The 21,963-nt window shown below is 62.7% G+C and carries 21 protein-coding genes and 1 tRNA gene; 16 read left to right on the top strand and 6 right to left on the bottom strand.

Annotation, left to right across the window (positions count from 1 at the left end; genetic code table 11):
- Positions 1-2 precede the first annotated feature (2 nt).
- From nusB to ABIC09_RS17250, 3 genes are all read left to right on the top strand, one after another.
- Positions 3-497 carry a transcription antitermination factor NusB gene (gene nusB, locus ABIC09_RS17260; RefSeq protein ID WP_148753522.1) on the top strand — a complete coding sequence of 165 codons (495 nt, stop codon included), beginning with the start codon at positions 3-5 and terminating at the stop codon, positions 495-497.
- A gap of 175 nt (positions 498-672) precedes the next feature.
- A complete protein-coding gene (gene thiL, locus ABIC09_RS17255) occupies positions 673-1,671 on the top strand; it encodes a thiamine-phosphate kinase (protein WP_354109991.1) in 999 nt (332 codons plus the stop codon).
- 237 nt (positions 1,672-1,908) lie between these two features.
- The gene (locus tag ABIC09_RS17250) at positions 1,909-4,029 is read left to right on the top strand and encodes a sodium-translocating pyrophosphatase (RefSeq protein ID WP_354109990.1); all 2,121 of its coding nucleotides are present in this window, start codon (positions 1,909-1,911) and stop codon (positions 4,027-4,029) included.
- A gap of 71 nt (positions 4,030-4,100) precedes the next feature.
- On the opposite strand, the gene ABIC09_RS17245 is transcribed toward ABIC09_RS17250, so the two are convergent.
- Entirely contained in the window at positions 4,101-5,102 is a 1,002-nt protein-coding gene (locus ABIC09_RS17245; RefSeq protein ID WP_148753525.1) for a Bug family tripartite tricarboxylate transporter substrate binding protein, read from the bottom strand.
- A 123-nt stretch (positions 5,103-5,225) separates the two neighbouring features.
- Complete coding sequence (locus tag ABIC09_RS17240) at positions 5,226-5,714, bottom strand: outer membrane protein assembly factor BamE (RefSeq protein ID WP_354109989.1); 489 nt, start codon at positions 5,712-5,714, stop codon at positions 5,226-5,228.
- Between the two features lie 98 nt (positions 5,715-5,812).
- Between ABIC09_RS17240 and ABIC09_RS17235 the strand changes: the two genes are divergently transcribed.
- The 7 genes from ABIC09_RS17235 to ABIC09_RS17205 all read left to right on the top strand — a co-directional run bounded on the left by ABIC09_RS17235 (position 5,813) and on the right by ABIC09_RS17205 (position 10,550).
- A complete protein-coding gene (locus tag ABIC09_RS17235; RefSeq protein WP_354109988.1) occupies positions 5,813-6,364 on the top strand; it encodes a ubiquinol-cytochrome C chaperone family protein in 552 nt (183 codons plus the stop codon).
- On the top strand, positions 6,361-6,942 hold the full coding sequence (locus tag ABIC09_RS17230) for a YceD family protein (protein WP_354109987.1): 582 nt from the start codon (positions 6,361-6,363) through the stop codon (positions 6,940-6,942). The genes ABIC09_RS17235 and ABIC09_RS17230 overlap by 4 nt, the downstream gene beginning before the upstream one ends.
- A gap of 301 nt (positions 6,943-7,243) precedes the next feature.
- The gene (plsX, locus tag ABIC09_RS17225) at positions 7,244-8,305 is read left to right on the top strand and encodes a phosphate acyltransferase PlsX (protein ID WP_148753529.1); all 1,062 of its coding nucleotides are present in this window, start codon (positions 7,244-7,246) and stop codon (positions 8,303-8,305) included.
- Entirely contained in the window at positions 8,302-9,282 is a 981-nt protein-coding gene (locus ABIC09_RS17220) for a beta-ketoacyl-ACP synthase III (RefSeq protein ID WP_148753530.1), read from the top strand. The genes plsX and ABIC09_RS17220 overlap by 4 nt, the downstream gene beginning before the upstream one ends.
- A 134-nt stretch (positions 9,283-9,416) precedes the next feature.
- The gene (locus ABIC09_RS17215) at positions 9,417-9,758 is read left to right on the top strand and encodes an integration host factor subunit alpha (protein ID WP_177243187.1); all 342 of its coding nucleotides are present in this window, start codon (positions 9,417-9,419) and stop codon (positions 9,756-9,758) included.
- A 26-nt stretch (positions 9,759-9,784) separates the two neighbouring features.
- Positions 9,785-10,363: a MerR family transcriptional regulator gene (locus tag ABIC09_RS17210; RefSeq protein WP_354109986.1), complete on the top strand. Its 579-nt coding sequence runs from the start codon at positions 9,785-9,787 to the stop codon at positions 10,361-10,363.
- Between the two features lie 109 nt (positions 10,364-10,472).
- Positions 10,473-10,550, top strand: a tRNA-Pro gene (locus ABIC09_RS17205).
- A gap of 331 nt (positions 10,551-10,881) precedes the next feature.
- Here ABIC09_RS17205 and ABIC09_RS17200 read toward each other — a convergent pair.
- A complete protein-coding gene (locus tag ABIC09_RS17200) occupies positions 10,882-11,766 on the bottom strand; it encodes a hypothetical protein (RefSeq protein WP_354109985.1) in 885 nt (294 codons plus the stop codon).
- 611 nt (positions 11,767-12,377) lie between these two features.
- On the opposite strand from ABIC09_RS17200, the gene ABIC09_RS17195 reads away from it, so the two are divergent.
- Positions 12,378-12,932: a hypothetical protein gene (locus ABIC09_RS17195; RefSeq protein ID WP_354109984.1), complete on the top strand. Its 555-nt coding sequence runs from the start codon at positions 12,378-12,380 to the stop codon at positions 12,930-12,932.
- A 415-nt stretch (positions 12,933-13,347) separates the two neighbouring features.
- Here the strand turns inward: ABIC09_RS17195 and ABIC09_RS17190 are convergent, their stop codons facing one another.
- Positions 13,348-13,929 (bottom strand): TetR/AcrR family transcriptional regulator, encoded by a 582-nt coding sequence (locus ABIC09_RS17190; RefSeq protein ID WP_354109983.1) that lies wholly within the window; start codon positions 13,927-13,929, stop codon positions 13,348-13,350.
- A gap of 160 nt (positions 13,930-14,089) precedes the next feature.
- On the opposite strand from ABIC09_RS17190, the gene ABIC09_RS17185 reads away from it, so the two are divergent.
- Positions 14,090-15,061, top strand: a complete 972-nt coding sequence (locus ABIC09_RS17185; RefSeq protein ID WP_354109982.1) for an alpha/beta fold hydrolase — start codon at positions 14,090-14,092, stop codon at positions 15,059-15,061.
- Positions 15,062-15,181: 120 nt separating this feature from the next.
- On the opposite strand, the gene ABIC09_RS17180 is transcribed toward ABIC09_RS17185, so the two are convergent.
- Positions 15,182-15,421 (bottom strand): hypothetical protein, encoded by a 240-nt coding sequence (locus ABIC09_RS17180; protein WP_148753562.1) that lies wholly within the window; start codon positions 15,419-15,421, stop codon positions 15,182-15,184.
- Between the two features lie 325 nt (positions 15,422-15,746).
- On the opposite strand from ABIC09_RS17180, the gene ABIC09_RS17175 reads away from it, so the two are divergent.
- The 3 genes from ABIC09_RS17175 (at position 15,747) to ABIC09_RS17165 (ending at position 19,196) form a co-directional block, all read left to right on the top strand.
- On the top strand, positions 15,747-16,655 hold the full coding sequence (locus ABIC09_RS17175) for a dihydrodipicolinate synthase family protein (protein WP_354109981.1): 909 nt from the start codon (positions 15,747-15,749) through the stop codon (positions 16,653-16,655).
- 143 nt (positions 16,656-16,798) lie between these two features.
- Positions 16,799-17,770, top strand: coding sequence for an SDR family NAD(P)-dependent oxidoreductase (locus ABIC09_RS17170; RefSeq protein ID WP_148753564.1), 972 nt, complete (start codon positions 16,799-16,801; stop codon positions 17,768-17,770).
- Between the two features lie 310 nt (positions 17,771-18,080).
- The gene (locus tag ABIC09_RS17165; RefSeq protein WP_354032704.1) at positions 18,081-19,196 is read left to right on the top strand and encodes an alpha/beta hydrolase family protein; all 1,116 of its coding nucleotides are present in this window, start codon (positions 18,081-18,083) and stop codon (positions 19,194-19,196) included.
- Between the two features lie 34 nt (positions 19,197-19,230).
- On the opposite strand, the gene ABIC09_RS17160 is transcribed toward ABIC09_RS17165, so the two are convergent.
- Positions 19,231-19,737 carry a MarR family winged helix-turn-helix transcriptional regulator gene (locus tag ABIC09_RS17160; RefSeq protein ID WP_354032705.1) on the bottom strand — a complete coding sequence of 169 codons (507 nt, stop codon included), beginning with the start codon at positions 19,735-19,737 and terminating at the stop codon, positions 19,231-19,233.
- A gap of 414 nt (positions 19,738-20,151) precedes the next feature.
- On the opposite strand from ABIC09_RS17160, the gene ABIC09_RS17155 reads away from it, so the two are divergent.
- Positions 20,152-21,696 carry a porin gene (locus ABIC09_RS17155; RefSeq protein WP_354032706.1) on the top strand — a complete coding sequence of 515 codons (1,545 nt, stop codon included), beginning with the start codon at positions 20,152-20,154 and terminating at the stop codon, positions 21,694-21,696.
- Positions 21,697-21,963 lie beyond the last annotated feature (267 nt).

Raw genomic sequence — 21,963 nt, 5'->3', positions numbered from 1 at the left:
CCATGGCTGACACCAGGAAGCCGGCGGGGCTTACGGAGAAGAAAGCGAACCGGCGCGGTGCGGCACGGCTCGCGGCCGTCCAGGCGCTGTACCAGATGGACATCGCCGGCGCCGGCATCAACGACATCTTTGCGGAGTTCGAGAGCCACTGGCTCGGCAACGAGGTCGAGGGCGATACTTACCTGCCGGCGGAAGCCGCATTCTTCCGCGACGTCGTCTCCGGTGTCGTGCGCGACCAGAAGAAGCTCGACCCTCTGATCGACGAGGCATTATCGAAGGGTTGGCCGCTGAAGCGGATCGAGGCGATCCTGCGCGCGGTGTTGCGGGCAGGGGCCTATGAGCTCCAGCACCGCAAGGACGTGCCGGGCCGTGTCGTGGTCTCCGAATATGTCGACGTCGCCAATGCCTTCGTCGACCGCGAGGAGACCGGCATGGTCAACGCCGTGCTCGACCAGATCGGCCGCCAGTTTCGCGGTGATGAGTTCGGGCGGGGGTAGATGCCCGCAGGGGCGGTGAAGTGATGCGATGCGGCTGCCGCATATTCGCCTGTCATCACCCGCGAAGGCGGGTGATCCAGTACTCCGCGGCGGACGTGCTTGAGCAGAGGCGGCTCGGCGTACTGGATCGCCCGGTCAAGCCGGGTGATGACAACTGTGTTTGGGGCTGATGCCGATGGCAAACCCGCATAATTCCTCCGCCGAAGATTCCCTGATCGCACGCTATTTCAAGCCGCTGGCGACCGATCCGGGTGCGTTCGGATTGGTCGATGATGCCGCGATCCTGTCCTCGTCCGGCGACGACATCGTCGTCACCACCGATGCCGTGGTCGAGGGCGTGCATTATCTCGCCACCGATCCGCCCGATACCATCGCGCGCAAGGCGCTGCGGGTGAACCTGTCCGATCTTGCCGCCAAGGGGGCTGCGCCCGCCGGCTTCGTGCTGACTCTGGCGCTGCGCAGCAAGGAGGATGCCTGGCTCAGGCCGTTTGCGGATGCGCTCGGCGAGGACGCCGAGAGCTTCGCCTGCCCGCTGCTCGGTGGCGACACGGTGTCGACGCCGGGACCGCAGATGATCTCGATCACCGCCTTCGGCCGCGTGCCGAAGGGGCGGATGGTTGGCCGCACTGGCGCAAGGCCGGGCGACGTTCTTTTGGTGACGGGGACGATCGGCGATGCCGCGCTCGGTCTCGACGTGCTCATCGGCGGCGCGGTGGCCACAGCGCTGGCATCCGATCCAGCTGCGAAAGACGCGCTGATCTCGCGCTATCGGATCCCTCAGCCGCGCAATGTGCTGGCGCAGTCGGTGCGCGACCACGCGACAGCGGCGATGGACGTGTCCGACGGGCTCGCCGGCGACCTGACGAAACTCTGCGCGGCGTCCGGCGTCTCCGCCACGGTCAACGTGGCGAGCGTGCCGCTCTCGGCCGCGGCGGCAGGCCTGGTCGTGCGCAGCGCCATTTGCGTTGAGACGCTGCTTGCCGGGGGCGACGATTACGAGGTGCTGTGCACGGTCCCGCCGGAACAGAGCGATGCGCTGATGGAAGCGGGGCGGGCGGTCGGCCTGGCCGTCACCGCGATCGGCACCATCGTCGCGGGCCATGAGCGGCCGCGTTTCCTGGACGGGCAGGGCCAGGAGTTGGCCTTGAAGCGTCTGTCCTACAGCCACTTCTAGCAATTGCGCCGGGCCGGCGGCCGGGCGCGCGGGATTAGGTCTAAATACTTGCCGAGATCGGCTTTTTCGGCCTCATCCGGCGTTGCACCCTCAATTTGATTTTGGCAAGCTTGTGACCGACCAGGGCCACACCTTCTGCGAGGGGCGGCCCTGTTCAACATAAGGGCGCCGCACCGCTTGACGGAAAAACAAAAGGCGCCGGGGGTACGTACATCAAGGATCTGAGGCAAAAATCACATGACAGCATTATGGTTGATTGTGCTCTGCGGAGTGCTTTCCGTCGTCTACGCGATTTGGGCGACGTCTTCGGTGTTGAGTGCGGATGCGGGGTCACCGCGCATGCAGGAGATCGCGGGAGCTGTGCGTGAAGGCGCACAAGCGTATCTCCGGCGCCAGTACACCACGATCGGCATCGTCGGCATCGTCATCTTCGTGCTGCTTGCCTATTTCCTTGGGCTTTATGTCGCGATCGGCTTTTTGATCGGCGCCATCCTGTCGGGGGCGGCCGGCTTCATCGGCATGAACGTCTCGGTCCGCGCCAATGTGCGCACCGCCCAGGCCGCGACGACGTCGCTCGCTGGCGGCCTCGAGCTCGCCTTCAAGGCGGGTGCGATCACCGGCATGCTGGTGGCGGGTCTCGCGCTGCTCGGCGTGACGCTCTATTTCGGCTTCCTGGTCCACTCGCTGAAGCTCGCGCCCGATAGCCGCACCGTGGTCGACGCCCTGGTGGCGCTCGGGTTCGGCGCGTCCCTGATCTCGATCTTCGCCCGTCTCGGCGGCGGCATCTTCACCAAGGGTGCGGACGTCGGCGGCGATCTCGTCGGCAAGGTCGAAGCGGGCATTCCCGAGGACGATCCGCGCAACCCGGCCACGATCGCCGACAACGTCGGTGACAACGTCGGTGACTGCGCCGGCATGGCCGCCGATTTGTTCGAGACCTATGCTGTGACCGCGGTCGCAACCATGGTGCTCGCGGCGATCTTCTTCGCCAAGACGCCGATCCTCTCCGACATGATGACGCTGCCGCTCGCCATCGGCGGCATCTGCATCATCACCTCGATCATCGGCACGTTCTTCGTCAAGCTCGGGCCGAGCCAGTCGATCATGGGCGCGCTCTACAAGGGCCTGATCGCAACCGGCATCCTGTCGCTGATCGGAATCGCCGGCGTGATCTACTACCTGATCGGCTTCGGCAAGCTCGACGGCGTCGACTACACCGGCATGTCGCTGTTCGAATGCGGAATCGTCGGCCTCGTCGTCACCGCGTTGATCATCTGGATCACCGAATACTACACCGGCACAGACTATCGCCCGGTGAAGTCGATCGCGGCGGCGTCGGTGACCGGCCATGGCACCAACGTGATCCAGGGCCTTGCGATCTCGATGGAAGCGACCGCGCTGCCCGCGCTCGTCATCATCGCCGGCATCCTGGTCACCTACAGCCTCGCCGGCCTGTTCGGCATCGCGATCGCGACCGCCACCATGCTGGCGCTGGCCGGCATGGTTGTCGCGCTCGACGCGTTCGGCCCGGTGACGGACAACGCCGGCGGCATCGCCGAGATGGCGGGCCTGCCGAAGGAAGTGCGCAAGTCGACCGACGCACTCGATGCGGTCGGCAACACCACCAAGGCGGTGACCAAGGGCTACGCGATCGGCTCAGCCGGTCTCGGCGCGCTGGTGCTGTTTGCGGCCTACAACCAGGACCTCAAGTTCTTCGTTGCAGACTCCGCGCACCATCCCTACTTCGCCGGCGTCAATCCGGACTTCTCGCTGAACAATCCTTACGTCGTGGTGGGCCTCTTGTTCGGTGGTCTGCTGCCGTATTTGTTCGGCGCGATGGGCATGACCGCGGTCGGCCGCGCGGCCAGTGCGATCGTCGAGGAGGTGCGTCGCCAGTTCCGCGAGAAGCCGGGCATCATGCAGGGCACCGACAAGCCGGACTACGGCAAGGCGGTCGACCTGCTCACCAAGGCGGCGATCAAGGAGATGATCATCCCCTCGCTGCTTCCGGTGCTGTCGCCGATCGTCGTCTACTTCCTGATCTACGCCATCGCGGGCGGCGGCGTCGCCGGCAAGTCGGCGGCGTTCTCGGCGGTCGGCGCGATGCTGCTCGGCGTGATCGTGACGGGCCTGTTCGTCGCGATCTCGATGACCTCGGGCGGGGGCGCCTGGGACAACGCCAAGAAGTATATCGAGGACGGTCATTTCGGCGGCAAGGGCTCTGATGCCCACAAGGCCGCCGTGACCGGCGACACCGTCGGCGATCCCTACAAGGACACGGCGGGCCCGGCGGTGAACCCGATGATCAAGATCACGAATATCGTGGCGCTGTTGCTGCTGGCGGTTTTGGCGCACTGAGCCGCAAACGACACAAGCCAAAACCCCGCGGCGCGAGCCGCGGGGTTTTTGTTCCTGTTGGCAGCGCAAGTCTACTGCACATCCATCTGCAGGCCTTCCTTCTGGATGATGCCGGCGAACTTCTTCGTCTCGGCGTCCACGAAATCCGCGAATTGCTGCGGCGTGCCGTAGTCGGCGCGGGCGCCCATAGCGGTGATCTGCTTCTTCATGTCGTCGCGCTCCAGCATCGCCTTGACCTGCAGATTGAGCGCCTCGAGCACGGGGGCCGGGACGCCCTTCGGCAGAAACACCGAGAACCATGACGACACATCGAAGTTCGCAAGCTCCGGCGCGCACTCGCGCATGGTCGGCAGGTTCGGTGCGAGATCGCTCCGCTCGGTCGTGGTGACGCAGAGGCCGTTGAGCGTGCCGTTCTGAACCTGCGGCAGGCTCGGATAGAGATTGTCGAACAGGATCTGAATGTCGCCGGCAAGCGCGGCCTGAAGCGCAGGCCCGGCGCCACGGAACGGGATGTGCGTCATCTTCAGCCCGGTGAGCTGGAGGAACCAGGCGCCGGTGAGGTGAGGGCTCTGGCCGACGCCGGAGGAGGCGTAGCTGAGCTTGTCCGGATTAGCCTTGAGAAAGGCAATCAGCTCGGCGACCGACTTGATGCCGGTCTTCGGATGCGCCGACACGATGTTCGGGATCCGGATCATGTTGGACACCGGCTGGAGCTGGTCCGGCTTGTAGCCGAGGTTCTTGAAGATGCTGTAGGCGATCGCGTTCGGCCCGGGATTGCCGATCAGGATGGTGTGACCGTCGGCCTTGGATCGAACGACTTCGGCCGTTCCGATCGTGCCACCGCCGCCCGAGCGATTCTCCACCACCGCGGTCTGGCCCCAGGCGGACTGGAGATGGGCCGCGAGCAGCCGCCCCATCACGTCGGTCGAGCCGCCGGCTGCAGCCGGCACGATGACGCGGATGTTCTCGGTCGGCTTCCAGTCCGCAAGACTCGACCGCGGCAGGATGGCTGCGGCCGACAGACCGGCGGCACCGGCGAGCACGCGACGGCGAGACAGAACTTTGTTGGGCACGAATCCACTCCCTGCTTCTTGTTTTGCAGAGAGCGTATGGAACCCGGCGTGCAACGGCAAGTCGCATTGGGCGGCGGGCGGAGAGCGGCACGACGCCGCAGGCCGAAATGTCAGCTCACGATCTCAGTTGAAACTGAGCAGCTTGAACAGCGGCGCGAGGTAGCTCATCTCCTGACCCGAGGTCGGCGTGGTTCGGCTGATGGAGTCGAAGATCTTGCCGTCCTGGAGGCCGTAATTCGCAAGGCGGCGCACGCGCCGATTCTTGTCGAAATAGACGGCGATCACGCGCTGGTCGACCACCTTCTGGTTCATGAAGGCGACCATGCGCTCCGAGCGCTGCGAGATGTAGTAAAACACTTCACCGTCCAGCGTCGCGACCGTGGAGGGCGTGCCCATCACGATCAGCACCTGGTCCTGGCTCGCGCCGATCGGAATCTGCTCGAGTGCGCCGGGCGGCAGGATGTAGCCCTTCTGGAATTGCTCGCCGGTGCATCCCGCGAGGGCGCCACCGACCAGAAGAGCCACGGCCGCGAGCATGCGCAAGCCGCGCCAGCGTGCATAAAGGCCGCGCCGCTTGTCTGCGCGCAGGCCGGTCTGGTTCGTTATCGTCATAGCGGAACTGATTCCGTCCCCTTGCGTCGCGCGAGGCGCTGAAGTACCGGGCGGAGGCTCTGAATGCAACTCGCGCGCGCCCGCTTGCGGAAACCACAATGCTTTGGCCGTTCAATCACTTCAGGAAACCCCGGCTAGCCCCGGCCGGCACCATTGAGGCCATCTATGGCATGATCGTGACGCAGGCGCGAGAACCCATATTTTACCGGGACTTGGGCGTGCCGGATACGGTTAATGGCCGTTTCGACCTGTTGCTGCTGCACCTCTGGCTGTTGCTGCGGCGCTTAAGGACCGCGCAGGGCGGGGTGGAGCTGTCGCAGGCCCTGTTCGACCGCTTCTGCGAGGACATGGACGACAATCTGCGCGAAATGGGCGTAGGCGACCAGACCGTCCCGAAGCGGATGCAGGCCTTCGGCGAGGCCTTTTACGGCCGCGTCCAGGCTTACGACCAGGCGATCGACGCCGGCGCCGGGGGGCTGGCGCAGGCGATCTGCAAGAATATCTTGAACGGCGTCGGGCTGGATCAGGCGCGGCGGCTTGCCGGTTACGCACAGGCCGCGAGTGCGGGTCTCGGTCAGATCGACGATCCCGCGCTACTGCTCGGATCCTTCAAATTTCCCGCACCGCCTCGCGAGGATGGAACGTTATGAGCCGACCTTTAGCCGCAACTGAGCCCGACCCTTGGCGCGCGCCTGTGACCGTTGCGCACATTCCCGACACCGGCTTGCACCGTGAGCTGGAGGCCTCGGCCGCGGAGCGACAGGCGATGGCGGGTCTTGCGGGCGTGCACGACATTCTGTCGGCTCAGGCCACCTTTGATGTCGTGCCGAAGAGTGGCGGCCGGCTCCAGGTCACCGGCCGTGTTCGTGCCCGGGTCGGCCAGACCTGCGTGGTCACGCTCGATCCGATCGAGAGCGAGATCGACGAGGAGATCGATCTGACCTTTGCGCCAGAGGCCAAGACGCGACGGTTGGAAGACCTGATCGAGGAAGGGCAGGACGGCGAGGAGCCGACGGAGGTCGCCGATCCGGCGGAGGCCATCGTCAACGGAATCATCGATCTCGGCCGTATCGCGACCGACGCGCTGTTCCTGGCGATCGATCCTTATCCCCGCAAGCCCGGGGCCGTGTTCGAGGCGGAGGTCACCGCACTCGACCCCAAGGACCATCCGTTCGCGGCGCTGGAGGCGCTCCAGGGGAATAAGCAGGGCAAGAAGAAAGACAAATAGCTGGGCATTCCCCGTAACACCGCTGTGCTACGGGGGCGTGAGGTGCTTGCGGCGCTAGTTTGAAAGCTCACTCCATCTATTTGATATTTAAGTTATTTTTGTGAATTCGAGCATCCGCTAGCGGATCGCCCTTAATCCAAAAGGCTGGGGGCAAGAGGTTGTTTCGGGATAACAAAACGCTATTGTCCCGGCCGGTCCGGGTGCGGCGTGGCGCTTGGCCGGTCGCCATGTCCATGGCGAACCCATTTCGCGGTCCCGCTAGCGGCGGACGACCGCGCCAGACCAGGTTTCCGGGATTTTGATGCCAAGCAAGGTTCGTATTGCGCTTGACGCCATGGGGGGCGACGTCGGCGCCCCAGTCGTCATTCCAGGCGCGGCCGTCTCGCTCGGCAGGCATCCCGAGACCGAGTTCCTGCTGGTCGGGGACCGCGCCAGGATCGAGCCCGAGCTCGACCGCCACCCCAGGCTCAAGGCCGCTTCCCGGATCATTCATACCGACGTTGCCGTCAGCGGCGAGGACAAGCCGAGCCAGGCACTGCGCCGCGGCCGCAAGACCTCCTCGATGTGGCTTGCCATCGACGCGGTGAAGAAGGGGGAGGCGGATGTTGCCGTTTCCGCCGGTAATACCGGCGCGCTGATGGCGATGGCGCGCTTCCATCTGCGCACGCTGCCTGGCATCGACCGCCCCGCGATCACCGCAGTGTGGCCGACCATGCGCGGCTCGTCCGTCGTGCTCGATCTCGGCGCCACGATCGGCGGCGATGCGCGCCATCTGGTGGCGCTCGCGGTGATGGGCGCGGCGATGGCGAGCGTGGTGTTCGGCAAGAAGCGCCCGACGGTCGGCCTGCTCAACATCGGGACCGAGGAGATCAAGGGGCACGAGGAGATCCGCGAGGCCGGTGAAACCCTGCGCGCGATGAACCTGCCGGAACTCGATTACATTGGCTTCGTCGAGGGCGACGGTATCGGCAAGGGGCTGGCCGATGTGATCGTGACCGAGGGCTACAGCGGCAACATCGCGCTCAAGGCCGCCGAAGGAACCGCGCGCCAGATGGCGGACTTGCTTCGGAACGAGATTCAGCGGAGCTGGCTCTCCAGGCTCGGTTATCTCTTTGCCCGCAATGCTTTCCAGGCCCTGCGCGACAAGATGGACCCGAACAAGTCGAACGGTGGCGTGCTGCTCGGGCTGAACGGGCTCGTGGTCAAGAGCCATGGCGGGATCAACGCCGAAGGCTTTGCCTATGCGATCGATGTTGGATATGACATGGCCAAATTCGATCTTCTGAACAAGATCAATCAGATGCTCAACCGCGATGGAGGCGCGCTCGGTTCCGCGCCAACCGCGCCGGAGGATGTTTCGTGACCAAGATTCGTTCGGTCGTGCTGGGCTGCGGCTCCTATCTGCCGGAGCAGGTGATGACCAACGCCCAATTGGCGACGCGCATCGACACGTCCGACGAGTGGATCGTGCAGCGGACCGGCATCCGCGAGCGCCACATCGCCGCCGATGGCGAGTTCACCTCGCACCTCGCGATCAAGGCGGCGCAGGCCGCGCTCGCCGATGCGGGGCTGGGCGCGCAGTCGATTGACCTGATCGTGCTCGCGACCTCGACGCCGGACAACACGTTCCCTGCGACTGCGGTCGCTGTGCAGCACGCGCTCGGCATCAATCACGGCGCGGCCTTCGACCTCCAGGCGGTGTGCTCGGGCTTCCTGTTCGCGCTTGCGACTGCCGATAATTTCCTGCGCTCTGGCGCCTTCAAGCGCGCCTTGGTCATCGGTGCCGAGACCTTCTCGCGCATCCTCGACTGGAACGACCGCGGCACCTGCGTGCTGTTCGGCGACGGCGCCGGCGCGGTCGTGCTGGAGGCGCAGGAGCAGCCGGGCAAGGCTGCAACCGACCGCGGCGTGGTAACCACGCATCTGCGCTCCGATGGCCGCCACAAGGCAAAGCTGTTCGTCGACGGCGGGCCATCCTCGACACAGACGGTGGGCCATTTGCGCATGGAAGGCCGCGAGGTCTTCAAGCATGCGGTCGGCATGATCACCGACGTCATCGTCGATGCCTTCGAGGCGACCGGGCTCAATGCCGACAGCATCGACTGGTTCGTGCCGCACCAGGCCAACAAGCGAATCATCGACGCCTCCGCCCACAAGCTCCATATCGCGCCGGAGAAGGTGGTGCTGACGGTGGACCGTCACGGCAACACCTCCGCCGCCTCGATCCCGCTGGCGCTGTCGGTGGCGCGCAAGGACGGCCGCATCAAGCGCGGCGACATGATTCTCATGGAGGCGATGGGCGGCGGCTTCACCTGGGGCTCCGCGCTGGTGCGCTGGTAAAGCCACATTCGATAAAATTTTGTCGGAATTGGCCGCGATTATCGATGCGTCTGCATTGATGAGCGGTGTTGACCGCTGTAACGTAAGCTCATAATTTCAGACGACAATTGTTCGCCGTGATGTGGGGCAGGGCGATGACCGATACAAGTAAAACCGTAACGCGTGTTGATCTCTGTGAGGCCGTCTACCAGAAGGTGGGACTGTCGCGCACGGAATCGTCCGCCTTCGTGGAACTCGTGCTGAAGGAGATCACCGACTGCCTTGAGAAGGGCGAGACGGTGAAATTGTCCTCGTTCGGCTCCTTCATGGTTCGCAAGAAAGGTCAGCGCATCGGCCGCAACCCGAAGACCGGCACCGAGGTGCCGATCTCGCCGCGCCGGGTGATGGTGTTCAAGCCATCGGCGATCCTGAAACAGCGGATCAACGCCCAGCACCGCACCAATGGCGACGCCAGCAAGGCTCAACCCGAGGCGTAAGCCGCCCCGCGCGAAGGATTTGGCATTTGGACAAGGCGCCGGATGCGTTCCGAACCATCAGCGAAGTAGCGCAGGAACTCGACATTCCGCAGCACGTGCTGCGGTTCTGGGAGACGCGATTCTCCCAGATCAAGCCGATGAAGCGCAGCGGCGGTCGCCGCTATTACCGCCCGGACGACGTCGATCTGCTCAAGGGCATCCGCCGTCTGCTCTACGGCGAGGGCTACACCATCCGCGGGGTGCAGCGGATCCTGAAAGAGCACGGCGTCAAATCGGTGCAGGGCCTGGCTGACGGCTCGGCCGCGGTCTCGTTCGGGGCGATCGAGGACGCCATCGGGGCAAGCCTGGTGGAGCCGGACGACGAGGCGCCCATCAAAGGCGTCACTGAAGCCGACGAAAACGACTACCAGGGCGACGAAGAGGAGGGCATCGACTTCCGCTTCGCGGAGGTCGACGACGAGGACATCCTCACCACCTTCCGCAAAGGCGGCACCCCCGCCGCGCCCGCCGGCCCCAGCGCGATTGACCGGGAGCGGCTCGGACGGGTCCTCGCCGACCTCGTCGCCTGCCGGGAAATGCTGGATCAGGCGCTGAAGGACGGCTGAGGCGCTTTTCGTCCTCTTTGCGGTCGGTTCCGGGGGCTTTGGGCGAAGACGCCAAAATGGTGTAGCTCGCCTTGCGCAAAGCAGCGATCCTAGCTAATGGAACGACGTTCGGAGCGTGGCGCAGCCCGGTTAGCGCACTAGTCTGGGAGACTAGGGGTCGGAGGTTCAAATCCTCTCGCTCCGACCATTTTTTCAAATCGTCTTTCGGGCGGACCGGCCGTCGGCGTGGAACTGCTCCCGCCTGCGACGCATGAGCTGCGACCCGTGGCAGCCGGCGGTGTGGTTGGCCGGTAAACCAAATGCCGAAAACAACCCCATGCACAGTAGCGAGGCTATTGGCGGATACCGTTTTTCCGAATCGATTTGACGCGTCGGGCAAAACAGGGGCATGATGTCATTATGGCCAGCCTTGTGGGATGGGAAAGAATCTACGATGGCCGGCTTCGGTGCGTTGCGTCTCAGGGAGCGCGGCGCGGTTAACGCATGAGTCTGGACAATTCCGTTTGTGCGGCGTTCTGTCAGACCGATGCAACTTTGGAGCCATTGCGCGCGGACTGCAAAGACTTTCCGCTATCCATGTTCATGACGTGCTTTGGGATCCCCACATGGTTAGCAACCAAGCGCCATTTCCGGCGAAACTCCGCCGTTGACCAAGGCAGTCCAGTAACATCGTTTATGATAATGGGCCCGCCGGAAGGAAGATGAGCGCGAGTAAGCTCCTCGATAGAGACTCGGGCATAGATAGCCAGCTCCTCCATGACTATCGCAGCGTTCTTTAGATCGAATTGAAGCTCCGACGCTCGCTGGCCTACGCGCCGCAGAACGAACGCTTTATCCAAGTCGGACCACTCAAGACCCTTCACCCATTTCTCTTGTCTGTCATCAACCTCACGTCTCACGTTGGATGGCTCGGTTTCGCCAATAGGCACCCATTCGCCTATGACTGCTTTTTGATTTAGGCGAAGGTCAAATTGAAAAGCCTGGGCGAGAGCGATGGAATACCAGCCGAAATGCTCGCGGGCCTTGACCCTAATCAGTCTCGCCTGTTCTGACGATAACCACTTCCTGCGTGGTAGGGGTCTTTCGAATCGCATTTCGGCGAGTCGCTCGGCTAACCGGCGGCACTCTTTGTTCTCCAGAATGGTGGCTCCAAAGCGCGATACCACCCGCAAGCGACTCATTAGCGAATGCGCTGCGGCAATCTTTCCCTTTGCTAGCCAATCGTCATGCCAAGCTACCAAATCACGAGCTCGAATTCCTTTGAGTGAGCGGTGCCCGTGCTCTCGCGTGATCCGCGCCAGTAAGCGTTCGTGTTTAACGCGGACTCCATGGCTTAATTTCCGAAAGGACGACTGAGGATCATTACGATAGCCTTCGATCAGTTCGCCCACGGTATCCGGCATCAGAGTTACTAGCCTCCAAGGTAGGCCGACAGGAGAACAGCGACAATCACGATGGTGCCTAGGATTCCAAGAATGCCTTCTGCACGAATTTGAGTGCCAAAAAATCTAATGTCGAGTCGTTGGGGATGCCGCATTGCGTTTTTCCTCATCTGGGGCGGAGCGATGTGTCAGATTGAGCGCATTGCTTGGTAGGCTCACAATAGTCCTCGCTGACGAAATGAGATCTCGTGCTGTTTCAAAGGCTTACAAAAATGCGTTTGCATGCGCGCTCTATGGCGAAAGAGCGCTGAAGGCAACTGTGCGCACAAGCTATATCACTAACCTGTTGGTTGAGTTGCAGAATCTTTGCGTGCTGTGACTCGCAAGTCAGCTATTCCATCAAAGCCGGGCGCTGACGCTATGCGAGGAGCAAGTAAATCAGCGACTTAAGCGGTTACGCGCTCTCTAGCGTAGAGCGCGCATGAGGCGAGGGTCTTGAAGCCGCAATAGTCCGCCGCCTCTTGTTCCGCTAGTCCGCGTCTGGTGAGCGTCCGCACTTTCCAATGATAGCGTCGAGCGCAAGACTATCAGGCGAGATAGGCCTAATCCCCAACACCGCTGAGGATCGGAACATGGAGCGTTCACAGCCAGAGAGCATTGGTGTCCTTTCGCTGATCGACTATTGGAACCGTCAAGCGAATGCATCCGTCGGTGATGTGACTGAATGCCTGATGCCATGGCAAATGCCGCCTTGGGATGAAATCTGCTTCTGCCTTCAGTGGGAATACTACCTCTTAGAAGGTGGATCCTTCAGTTCAAGAACTCACGGGTCACCCGGGGTCTATCGGCTCATAGGCTTAGACGCGGATAGCGATCTGTCGAGAATTTCGACCTTCAACCGTCTCTGTGGTCAACACACGAGCGGGACGCTGTATATTGGTGAAGCCAGCGGACTTGCTGGCAGACTAAATCAACTCAGACGGACCGCCGCACTTCGCACCGAGCGGTCGCATGGGGTGATCAGTTCGCTGCAATCCATTTGGCGCTTGAACTACCCAGCAACTCGTCTCGGCGTAGCGCTACTGCTCACGGGCGGCAACACACGATCGATCGAGAGGGACTTGATACTAGCCTACATCAACACCTTCGGTGACACGCCGCCGCTCAATTACAGGTTCAGCCTTTAGGACAGAAAAGGGCGCGGTATGATCCGTGCCCATCATTCTCACCTGAGCTTCGCCGCTTGCATCAACTCGCGGGTCAGCATTCGGGCGATCGCCAAAGGCAGTGATCCGCTAACTTGGGTGGCTTTGGTTCCGAATTCAGTGGTCACGGGCACCATATGCGATCGCACTTCGTAGGTGCCGATGCGGCAGCGATTACGTTCGTCGTTCCGCCCAAGTGCTTCTACAGCGTTTCAATTGATGGGGAGCAACCTCCGCTAAGCTTTTGGACGGAAGCGGCCCTCGTAGGGCGGGCGGCGGATGTATGCATGGCCCGCTTGGGTAAGCGACGCTCAGTTTCTGGGCTACGCAACCCGGACACCATCCGAAAAGGGCTGACTGAGTGAAGCGCTATAGATGGTGTCCCGCATAGCAGCAGTCACCTCAAAAATCCCACCACCATCCGTGTCGTCTCGTCCACCAGCGTCCGCAGCATCTTGTCCGACGGCATCGCGGCCTGGTTCAGCACCGTGTTGTGCGCGATCGCTTCGATCGTGCTGACGCAGATGAAGGTTGTGACATCGAGGTCGATCTTGCGGATTTCCTTGCGGTGGCTGTCGAAATAGGCGCGGACGAGAGTGTGGATCTCGCGGTTGAAGGCTTCGACGTCGAGCTTTCCGGCGCGCGGGATCTGCTCGGCGAGGACGCGATGCAGTTCGGGGTTGATGCGGTGCGCCTCGATCGCGACGGTGACGAGGCGACGCACGGCTTTGTCGAGCGGCATGTCTGTGATTTCGATCAGCGCCGAACGGACGATGCCCATGATCTCCTCGTTGTGACGGTTGATCACGGCGGCGACGAGCGCCTCCTTGCTCGGGAAATATTGATAGAGCGAGCCGACGCTGACGCCGGCGATTTCAGCGATCCGGTTTGTGCTCGTCTTCTCAAAACCCTCGCGGACCAGAATGCGAGCAGTTGCCTCGACCAGCGCGTCGACGGTGGCGCGGGATCGCTCCTGCAAGGCATTTTTCCGGGGTTTTGTCGGCGGTTTACGCGCCATGATCCTGCATTCCGAATGCGAGTAGGAAAAGCGAGTGAATGCTCGCATTATAGGCAGGATCGGCGGCCGATGGATAGAAGCAAGTTGGTGCCGGCCAAGCGCAGCAGGTGAGGGCAGGAGCATGAGCGTTGCGAAGATGCTATCGATCGGGCGGCTTTGCGAATGCAATTTCGCGCAGGCGAAGCCTTCAAACGATCCCGCGCCGAGCTTGCAGAGCCGCGTCTTCAATGTGCTGCTGCGGCAGCTTCCCTACAAGCAGCAGCTTGCCTCAGCCGAGGCCGTGCAGGCGCATGTGCGGAAGCTCGCATTGGCGCCAGCCTCGCATGAGCCGACCGGTTTGGGCCGCGGCGTCGAGGTGACGCTGACGAAGATGGGCGGGTGGCCGGTCTATTACACGGCGCCGTCATCGGGGCACGAAGGCTGCAACCACGTGATGTTCCTGCATGGCGGCGGCTACATCAACGAGATCGTGCCGGCGCATTGGCGCTTTGTCGGCCAGATGACGCGCAAGGCGGGCGTCGTCTGCGTCGTACCGATCTATCCGCTTGCGCCGCGCGCGACCGCGAAGGATGTCGTGCCGAAGACGGCCGAGCTGCTGCGGATGCTGCTGGAGGATGCGGGCTCCGCAAAGGTCACGGTGGTCGGCAATTCGGCCGGCGCGAGCCTCGCGCTTGCCGCATGCCAATGGCTGCGCGATCGCGGGCATCGGCAGCCGAACCGGCTGATCCTGATCTCGCCCGCAGCCGATGCCGCCGTGAGCCGTCCGGAGCAGGTTGAAATCGCTGTGCGCGATCCGATACAGGACATTCCGGGAATCGTCGAAGCGGGGCGGCTCTATGCCGGCGAGCTCGAAGTCGGCCATCCCTTCGTCAGCCCTCTCAACGGTGGCTTCCGTTCGCTGGCGCCGATGACGATCTTTTCGGGCACGCGCGATCTGCTGTACCCTGATAGCGTCGATCTTGCCGCGCGGGCGAGGGCCGCGGGCGTGCCGGTCGAGCTGCATCTGCTCCGTGACCAGCCGCACAATTACGCGCTGATGCCGACGCCGGAGGGGCGGCAGGCCCGGGCGATCATCTTGCGTGCGATTGCTTGAGGGTGGGTGCGTGACGATTGTCACAAAGCGCGCCGCCGCAACGGGTCTGGCGCTAGCTGTGCTCGCGCGGGGAAAAGGCGGCCCCGGGCGTTTCCTCGATAGACGTCGTTTTGCGGGGCCTTAGGCGTGGCCTTTGATCTCGTAGTGACCCGGTACGCATTTGTAGCGGTCGAGGCGCCAGTTGGCGTGATAGATCGGATGCTCGCCCATCCACTTTGCAAGCGGTGCCTGCGCACCGACCGCACACGCCATCATCGACATATCGGGCGTCATGTTGCTGTCGGTCACGATTTCCTCGACACAGCTGCCCGAGGCAGCAGCGCTAAGCCGGCAGAGCACGGCAACGACGGTAATAAACATTCCAGTCACCTCTTCGGTAGTTTCGACCACGAGGAGGATGCAAGCCGAGTGCCACAACCTGTGTCGGAAACGACACGCCAGCTGGGCCTGCTCGCCCCAGCGTTCCCCATTTGATGATTCGGATTGTAAAAAGATTGCCCATAAACCGAAGCCGGACAAATACGGGGAACCAACAGGGAAAAGGCGCAGGAATGAGCGATTGTGGGGGCAGCGCCGCGCGATCCGCCCTTCACAAGGCCGGCGCAGCCGATACGCTCGGCAGCCGTGCGGATACTCGTCAAAAGAGCGGGGCCGCCACGGGACCAAGGAAACGCGAGGGCAGAACATGAAGGTGCGACCGACCGGCGTGATCCCGCCGATGACGACGCCGTTCCGGAAGGACGGCGAGATCGACACCAAGCTCGTGGCGCCCCAGGTCGACTGGATGATCGGCGCCGGCGCGCATGGCGTTGCGGCCGGAGGCTCGACCGGCGAGGGGCACACGCTCGACCACGAGGAATATCGCGACTTGATGGAAGCGACCGTGGATGCGGTGAAGGGACGCATTCCCGTGATCGCCGGCGTCATCGTGGACTCCACGCGCGATGCGATCCGCCGCGGCAGGCTCGTGCGCGACATGAATGTCGTAGCGCTCCAGGTGACCCCGGTGCACTACCTGTTCAAGCCTGATGACGAGGCAATGGTGGCGCATTTTCGCGCCATAGCGGATGAGACCGGCATGCCCATCATCATCTACAACGTCGTGCCGTGGGCGTACCTGTCGCCGGCCTTGCTGACGCGAATCATGACCGAGGTGCCGCTGGTCGTCGGTGTCAAGCAGAGCGCGGGCGACCTCAAGCTGTTCGCAGACCTCATGATGATGGCGCCGGACAAGCTGATCTACAGCGCAGTCGACGCCCTGATGTATCCGTCTTACACGTTGGGAGCGCACGGCTCGATAGCCGCGATCCTGACCGCGGCGCCGCACGCCTCCGTCGCGCTGTGGGATGCGGTGAAGGCAGGCGATCATCCGCGTGCGCTCGACCTGCACAAGAAGCTGCTGACGCTGTGGAACGCCGTTATCGCCGATAATCTGCCGGCCTGCACCCGCTACGCGCAGACCCTCCAGGGCCTGCCCAGAACCTATCCGCGTGCGCCGATGCCGGAGGCCTCGCCAGCACAGCAGGCTGCGACCCGTAAGGCGCTGGAAGCCCTCGGCGCGTTGAAGGGACCGCAAGTCGAGGCGGCCGAATAGCCCGCACCCCGAAATAACTGATGTCGAGCAGCAGCGCCGATCCGCTTTTACCTGCGGCGGCGGCGCTGCTACATTTCACGCGCGTCGCCTGCGGCGCGCCAACGACGAAGAAACATGCCGATAAGGGGAGGGGCCGAAGTCCCATGAAAGAGTTTGCTGGAAAGATCGCCGTCATCACCGGTGGTGGCACGGGCATGGGGCGCGAGCTCGCCCGGCAGCTTGTTGCCGAGGGCTGTAACGTCGCGATGTGCGACGTCTCGGAGGCCACGATGGCGGAGACCAGGCGGCTCTGCGAGGTCGAGAAGCTGCCGCAGGGCCTGCGCGTCACGACCCATGTCGCCGACGTCTCGATCGAGGATCACCTCAAGCGCTTCCGCGACGAGCTCGCCGAGCAGCAGAAGACGGACAAGATCCATCTGCTGTTCAACAACGCCGGTATCGGCGGTGGCGGCAGCCTGTTCACCAACACGCGCGAGCAGTGGGAGCGCACCTTCAACATCTGCTGGGGCGGCGTCTATCTCGGCGTCCGCACCTTCCTGCCGATGCTGGTCAAGGCCGACGAAGCCCACATCATCAACACCGCCAGCGTCAACGGCTTCTGGGCCTCGATCGGCATGAACCAAGCGCATACCGCCTACAGCTCGGCCAAGTTCGCGGTGAAGGGTTTTAGCGAGGCGCTGATCAACGACCTCCGCTTGCACGCGCCGCACGTCAAATGCTCGGTGGTGATGCCCGGCCATATCGGCACCTCGATCGTCTCCAACTCACGCAAGGTGCAGAGCGGCGACGGATCGGAGCGTCTCAACGCCGAGGAGGTCGTGCTGACGCGCAAGCGCATGGTTGCGGCCGGTGTGCCAGATGCTGACAAAAAGTCGGACGAGGAGATCCAGGCGGCGTTCGCCGAACGCGCCCGCACCTTCCTCGAGGAGGCGCCAACGACGGCGGCGCAGGCCGCCAGGATCATCCTTGACGGCGTGAAGGCGGAGCGCTGGCGCATCCTGGTCGGCGAGGATGCCAAGCTGCTCGACGAACGCGTGCGCGCGGCGCCCGAGCAGGCGTATGATCGCGCATTCTACGAAAGTTTCACCCAGGAAGCCGGCTGGCGACTCGGCTGACTCTCTTTGGCGGGGACTGTCAGCGAGCGCGCGCAGATGTAGGGATGATGAGCATCATCGCAAGAGGTGCGCAGGTGATTTGTTCAGGTAATTTTACTCGGGCAATTATTTGGAAATTTTACTTGGAAATTTTACCTGCGCCACGCGCGCGCATGCTCTTATGACGATACGGAATGTCGCGCATGCGACATATGACACGCGTTCAAGCGATGGTGATCTCGAACGGGTCCCATTCGGCGCGCGGCAGCTTGGTTGGCGAACTGAAATAGTTTAGTGAATCGGGATAGCGCCACGACAAAGCGTAGCTCCGATGATACCGGCATGCCTCTCCGACGACTTTATCCTCTGCCCGGAGGGAGAGGATATCTCCGCTGAGTTCACGCGGCTGCTTACGGCGGCGCAAGAGGGCGGCGCCACCATCGCCGAATGCCTGATGATCGCGCGGCAGCTGAAGCGCGGCGACGAGCGGTCCTGGCATCGCGAGTGGAAGAAGCTGGCACAGGCCAACCGGCATCGTGCCGAGGCGGCGTTCGCGGAAGGCCATATGGCGACGGCACAGCGCAACTGGCTGCGCGCGATGAACTACTACGGTGCGGCCGCGATGCCTCTCGATCCCGCCGACGAGCGCCGCTGGGTCGCAGTGCTCGCGATGCAGGAATGCGCCCGCCGTTTCCTCACGGCGCGCGGGCCGGCCGGCGAAGTCGTGACAATCCCGTGGATCGAAGGACATTCGTTGCAGGGCTATTTCCTGCCTGCGCCTGCGGCGAACGGTCGCGCTCCGACGGTGATCTGCATCGGTGAGCCCGGTCACCGCAAGGAAGAGTTCCTGTTCAAGCTCGCGCCACATGCGCGCGAGCGCGGGTTGTCGATGCTCGCGCTGGACCTGCTCGGCGACCAGCGTGACGATTACGCCGACACGCTTATGCAGCGCCGGGATCTCGAAAGCTCGGTTGCCAGCGCGATGGATTATCTGGAGCAGCGCAAGGACGTCGATTTCGATCGCGTTGCGATCGTGGCGGACGGGTGGGGCTCTTCGTTCGTGGCGCGTGCGGTGCTGCAGGAGCCGCGTCTCGCCGCGGCCGTCTGCGACGGCGGCCTGTGGGACCTGCACGAGCGGTCCTTCTTTGCCAGCCGTTTTGCAATGAGCAACCTCAGCGTCGTCCCGGTGCCGCATGCGCCGCTGATGGCGTCCGGCGCCGAATGTCCGGTGTTGATCACGCTCGGCGAGGACGGCTGGCTCAAGGCCGATCGGGCGCGTCAGATCCTGCAAAGATCCCAACTCGGCAGCTCGGATATCGTGCTGAAAGTGTTCACCGCGGCGGAGACCGGCGCTGCCCAGGCTCACGCCGACAATCCGAGCCTTGCCAACGAATACATCTTCGACTGGCTCGAATCGCGACTCGGTGCAGCCGGCAAGCGGGTCTGAGCGCGGCCTGCCAGCTCGAGAACCGATGCGCGCCTCAGAAGTCGAGGGAGATCCTGACGCAGGCCTTTTCGAGCCGGGTCTTCAGCGTCGCGAGCTTGGTGGTGAACTCCGTCAGCTCGTTCTCATCGAACTCCTGGAAGACGAATTCGCGAATCGTCGTGTACTGCTCGTTGAGGCTCGCGATGTGCTTCTGGGTCTTATCGACCAGCGACAGCCGCACCACGCGGGCGTCGGTCGGTGAGGGGCGACGGCGCAGCAGGCCCTTCTTCTCCAGCAGCTTGGACTGGGTGGTGACGAAGGACGGGTCGACATGAAGCAGCTTGGAGACCACGTTGACGGGCACGCCGTCTTCCTTGTCGAGGTCGGAAATCGCCATCAGGATAAGCCATTGCGGTCCGCTGATGCCGAGCGTCCTGGCCCAGAACTGACGCAGCTCCTCCAGATACATGTTGATCGACGATATCTCCCAGGTGAATCGCCTGATGATATCGAGATTGCCGGTGGAGCGGAGGCGCGCCCCTTCTTTCCTCGTCGCTGACACAGCGTCACTCCCGCGAGCCGATTTCTTTCCGGCTGGTGTTCGTGGCTGCCATAGTTCACGCAAGTCTGCCCTGACGCAAGTGCAGAGCAGGGTAATTATATCACCGAAATTACAAACATGATCCGATCAGCCTTTTTTGGCGCGCCAGATCCGGTGTTGCGCCACGGACACAGAGCTGGCGAAACCATAAACCTGATCTAATAAACTATTTTGATTAAGGGAACAGCGCAGGCATATTGATCCGTGACGGTGGGGGGTTCTCGATCGTCCCGTTGCAGGTGGTTCGCCCACGTCCCTCGCGTCGAATGCGGGTGTGTCCGAAAGCGCTAAGCGGCCGAGCGGATTTGAAGAGACGGAGATCTGGGGGGCCTCACGGTCCGGTCTCTGTAAAATGAGCAACTTGGAGGTTTTAATATGAAAGTGGTGAAGAGCCTTTTGCTCGGCACTGCGGCGACCCTGATCGCCGTCGGTGGAGCTCAGGCGGCTGATCTTCCGGTCAAGGCCAAGGCGGTCGAATACGTGAAGATCTGCTCGCTCTACGGTGCGGGTTTCTACTACATGCCCGGCACCGACACCTGCATCAAGCTGGGTGGTTACGTCCGCGCTGACGCCATTCTCGGCGGCGCTGGCGACTATGGTTTCAATAACAGCACCAGCAGTGCAAACGGTGGGTCGAACAACCGTCTGACCAACTACTACTACAGCCGCGCCCGTATGGACCTCAATGTCGATACCCGCACGGCGACCGAGTACGGCGTTGTTCGCACCTACGCCGACATGGTTTTCACCTATGATACGTCCAACGTCACCGGCAGCAGCCCGTCAGCGATCTCGCCGAGTGCGCCTGCGCTCGGTCTCTTCCATGCGTTCATCCAGTTCGCCGGGTTCACCATGGGCCGCACGGTCTCGATCTTCGATGCCCCGTGGCAGAGCTATCCGGCTGGCGGTCCCGACTCCATTCCGGGCGGCAGCAATCACACCAACGGTATAAACCAGTTCGCTTATACCGCTGACTTCGGCCAGGGCATCACCGGTTCGATCGCGCTGGAGGAGGAGACGACGGCGTCGAACGGCCAGTCGAACCTGTGGAACGTTACCGCCTTCACGGCCAGCGGTTCTGTTAGTGGTGCGGGTGTCCCGCTGTTTTCCTCCGCTGCTACAAACGCTGGTAACGCTCTCATCCAGGGCAACTACGGCGTCAACGCTTGGGGTGGAACGCGCGTCCCCGATATCACCGGTGCTGTTCGTGTTGACCAGGCCTGGGGGCTTGCCCAGTTCTCGGTTGCCGCGCATGACCTGCATCCTGGTTACTACGCACAAACGGAACCGTCCGGTCATCCGTCGGACAAGTGGGGCTGGGCTGTGCAGGGCTCGCTGTCGATCAAGAACATCCCGACTGGTGCGGGCGACGTTGTCAACTTGCAGGCCGTCTACACGGACGGTGCTACGCGTTACAACTTCCAGAGCCTGTTCCCGCAGAGCTTCTTCATGTTCGGCGGTAGCAGCACGGCGTATCAGAGCATCGGCTTTGCCGGTCTTGCTGACGGCGTCTTCGGAGCCGGCGGCAGCATCGACACCGTCAAGACCTGGGGCATCCGTGGTGGCTATACCCACAACTGGAGCCCGAACTGGGCGAGCGCCGTCTATGGCGGTTATGCCCAGCTGAAGTACGGTACCACGGGCAAGGCCCTGATCTGCGCCAACTTCGCTCCGATCGCAGTGGCCGGTTCGACCTGTAACCCGGACTTCAACTTCGGCGTCATCGGCGTCAACACCGTGTGGACTCCGGTCAAGAACCTGGCGTTCACTGCCGACCTGAGCTGGTCGCGTCTGGACCAGAAGTACTCCGGCGCCGTCACTGTCCCGGCGATTTCGACTGCCGCCAAGCCGGCTGCGGTGTATGAGCTGAAGGACCAGAACTCGGTGACCATGATGCTGCGCGCTCAGCGCAACTTCTAATATCGATCGCGCAAATCGATCAGAGACCCCGGCGGGAAACCGCCGGGGCTTTTTTCTGGAGCGGTGGTGATTTCGAGAAACCGAACTCTTCTGCACAGACGGCGAAGACGAGCTATGCGAATCCATCGCCACCAAACTTATTTACTTACCTGAGTTGCTCAGCTATATAGCTGTCAGCCGTTTCCAAGAAATCACGGCTCTTAGCTTCACGCTAAGCCTCCAGAGAACCTCCGGTAGTGCCCTGCCGGAGGTTTTTCGTTGTGGGGC

It is taken from the genome of Bradyrhizobium sp. S3.12.5 (genome assembly GCF_040548225.1).
Taxonomy (GTDB): Bacteria; Pseudomonadota; Alphaproteobacteria; order Rhizobiales; family Xanthobacteraceae; genus Bradyrhizobium; species Bradyrhizobium cytisi.
This window is presented reverse-complemented; position numbering and strand designations above follow the sequence as displayed.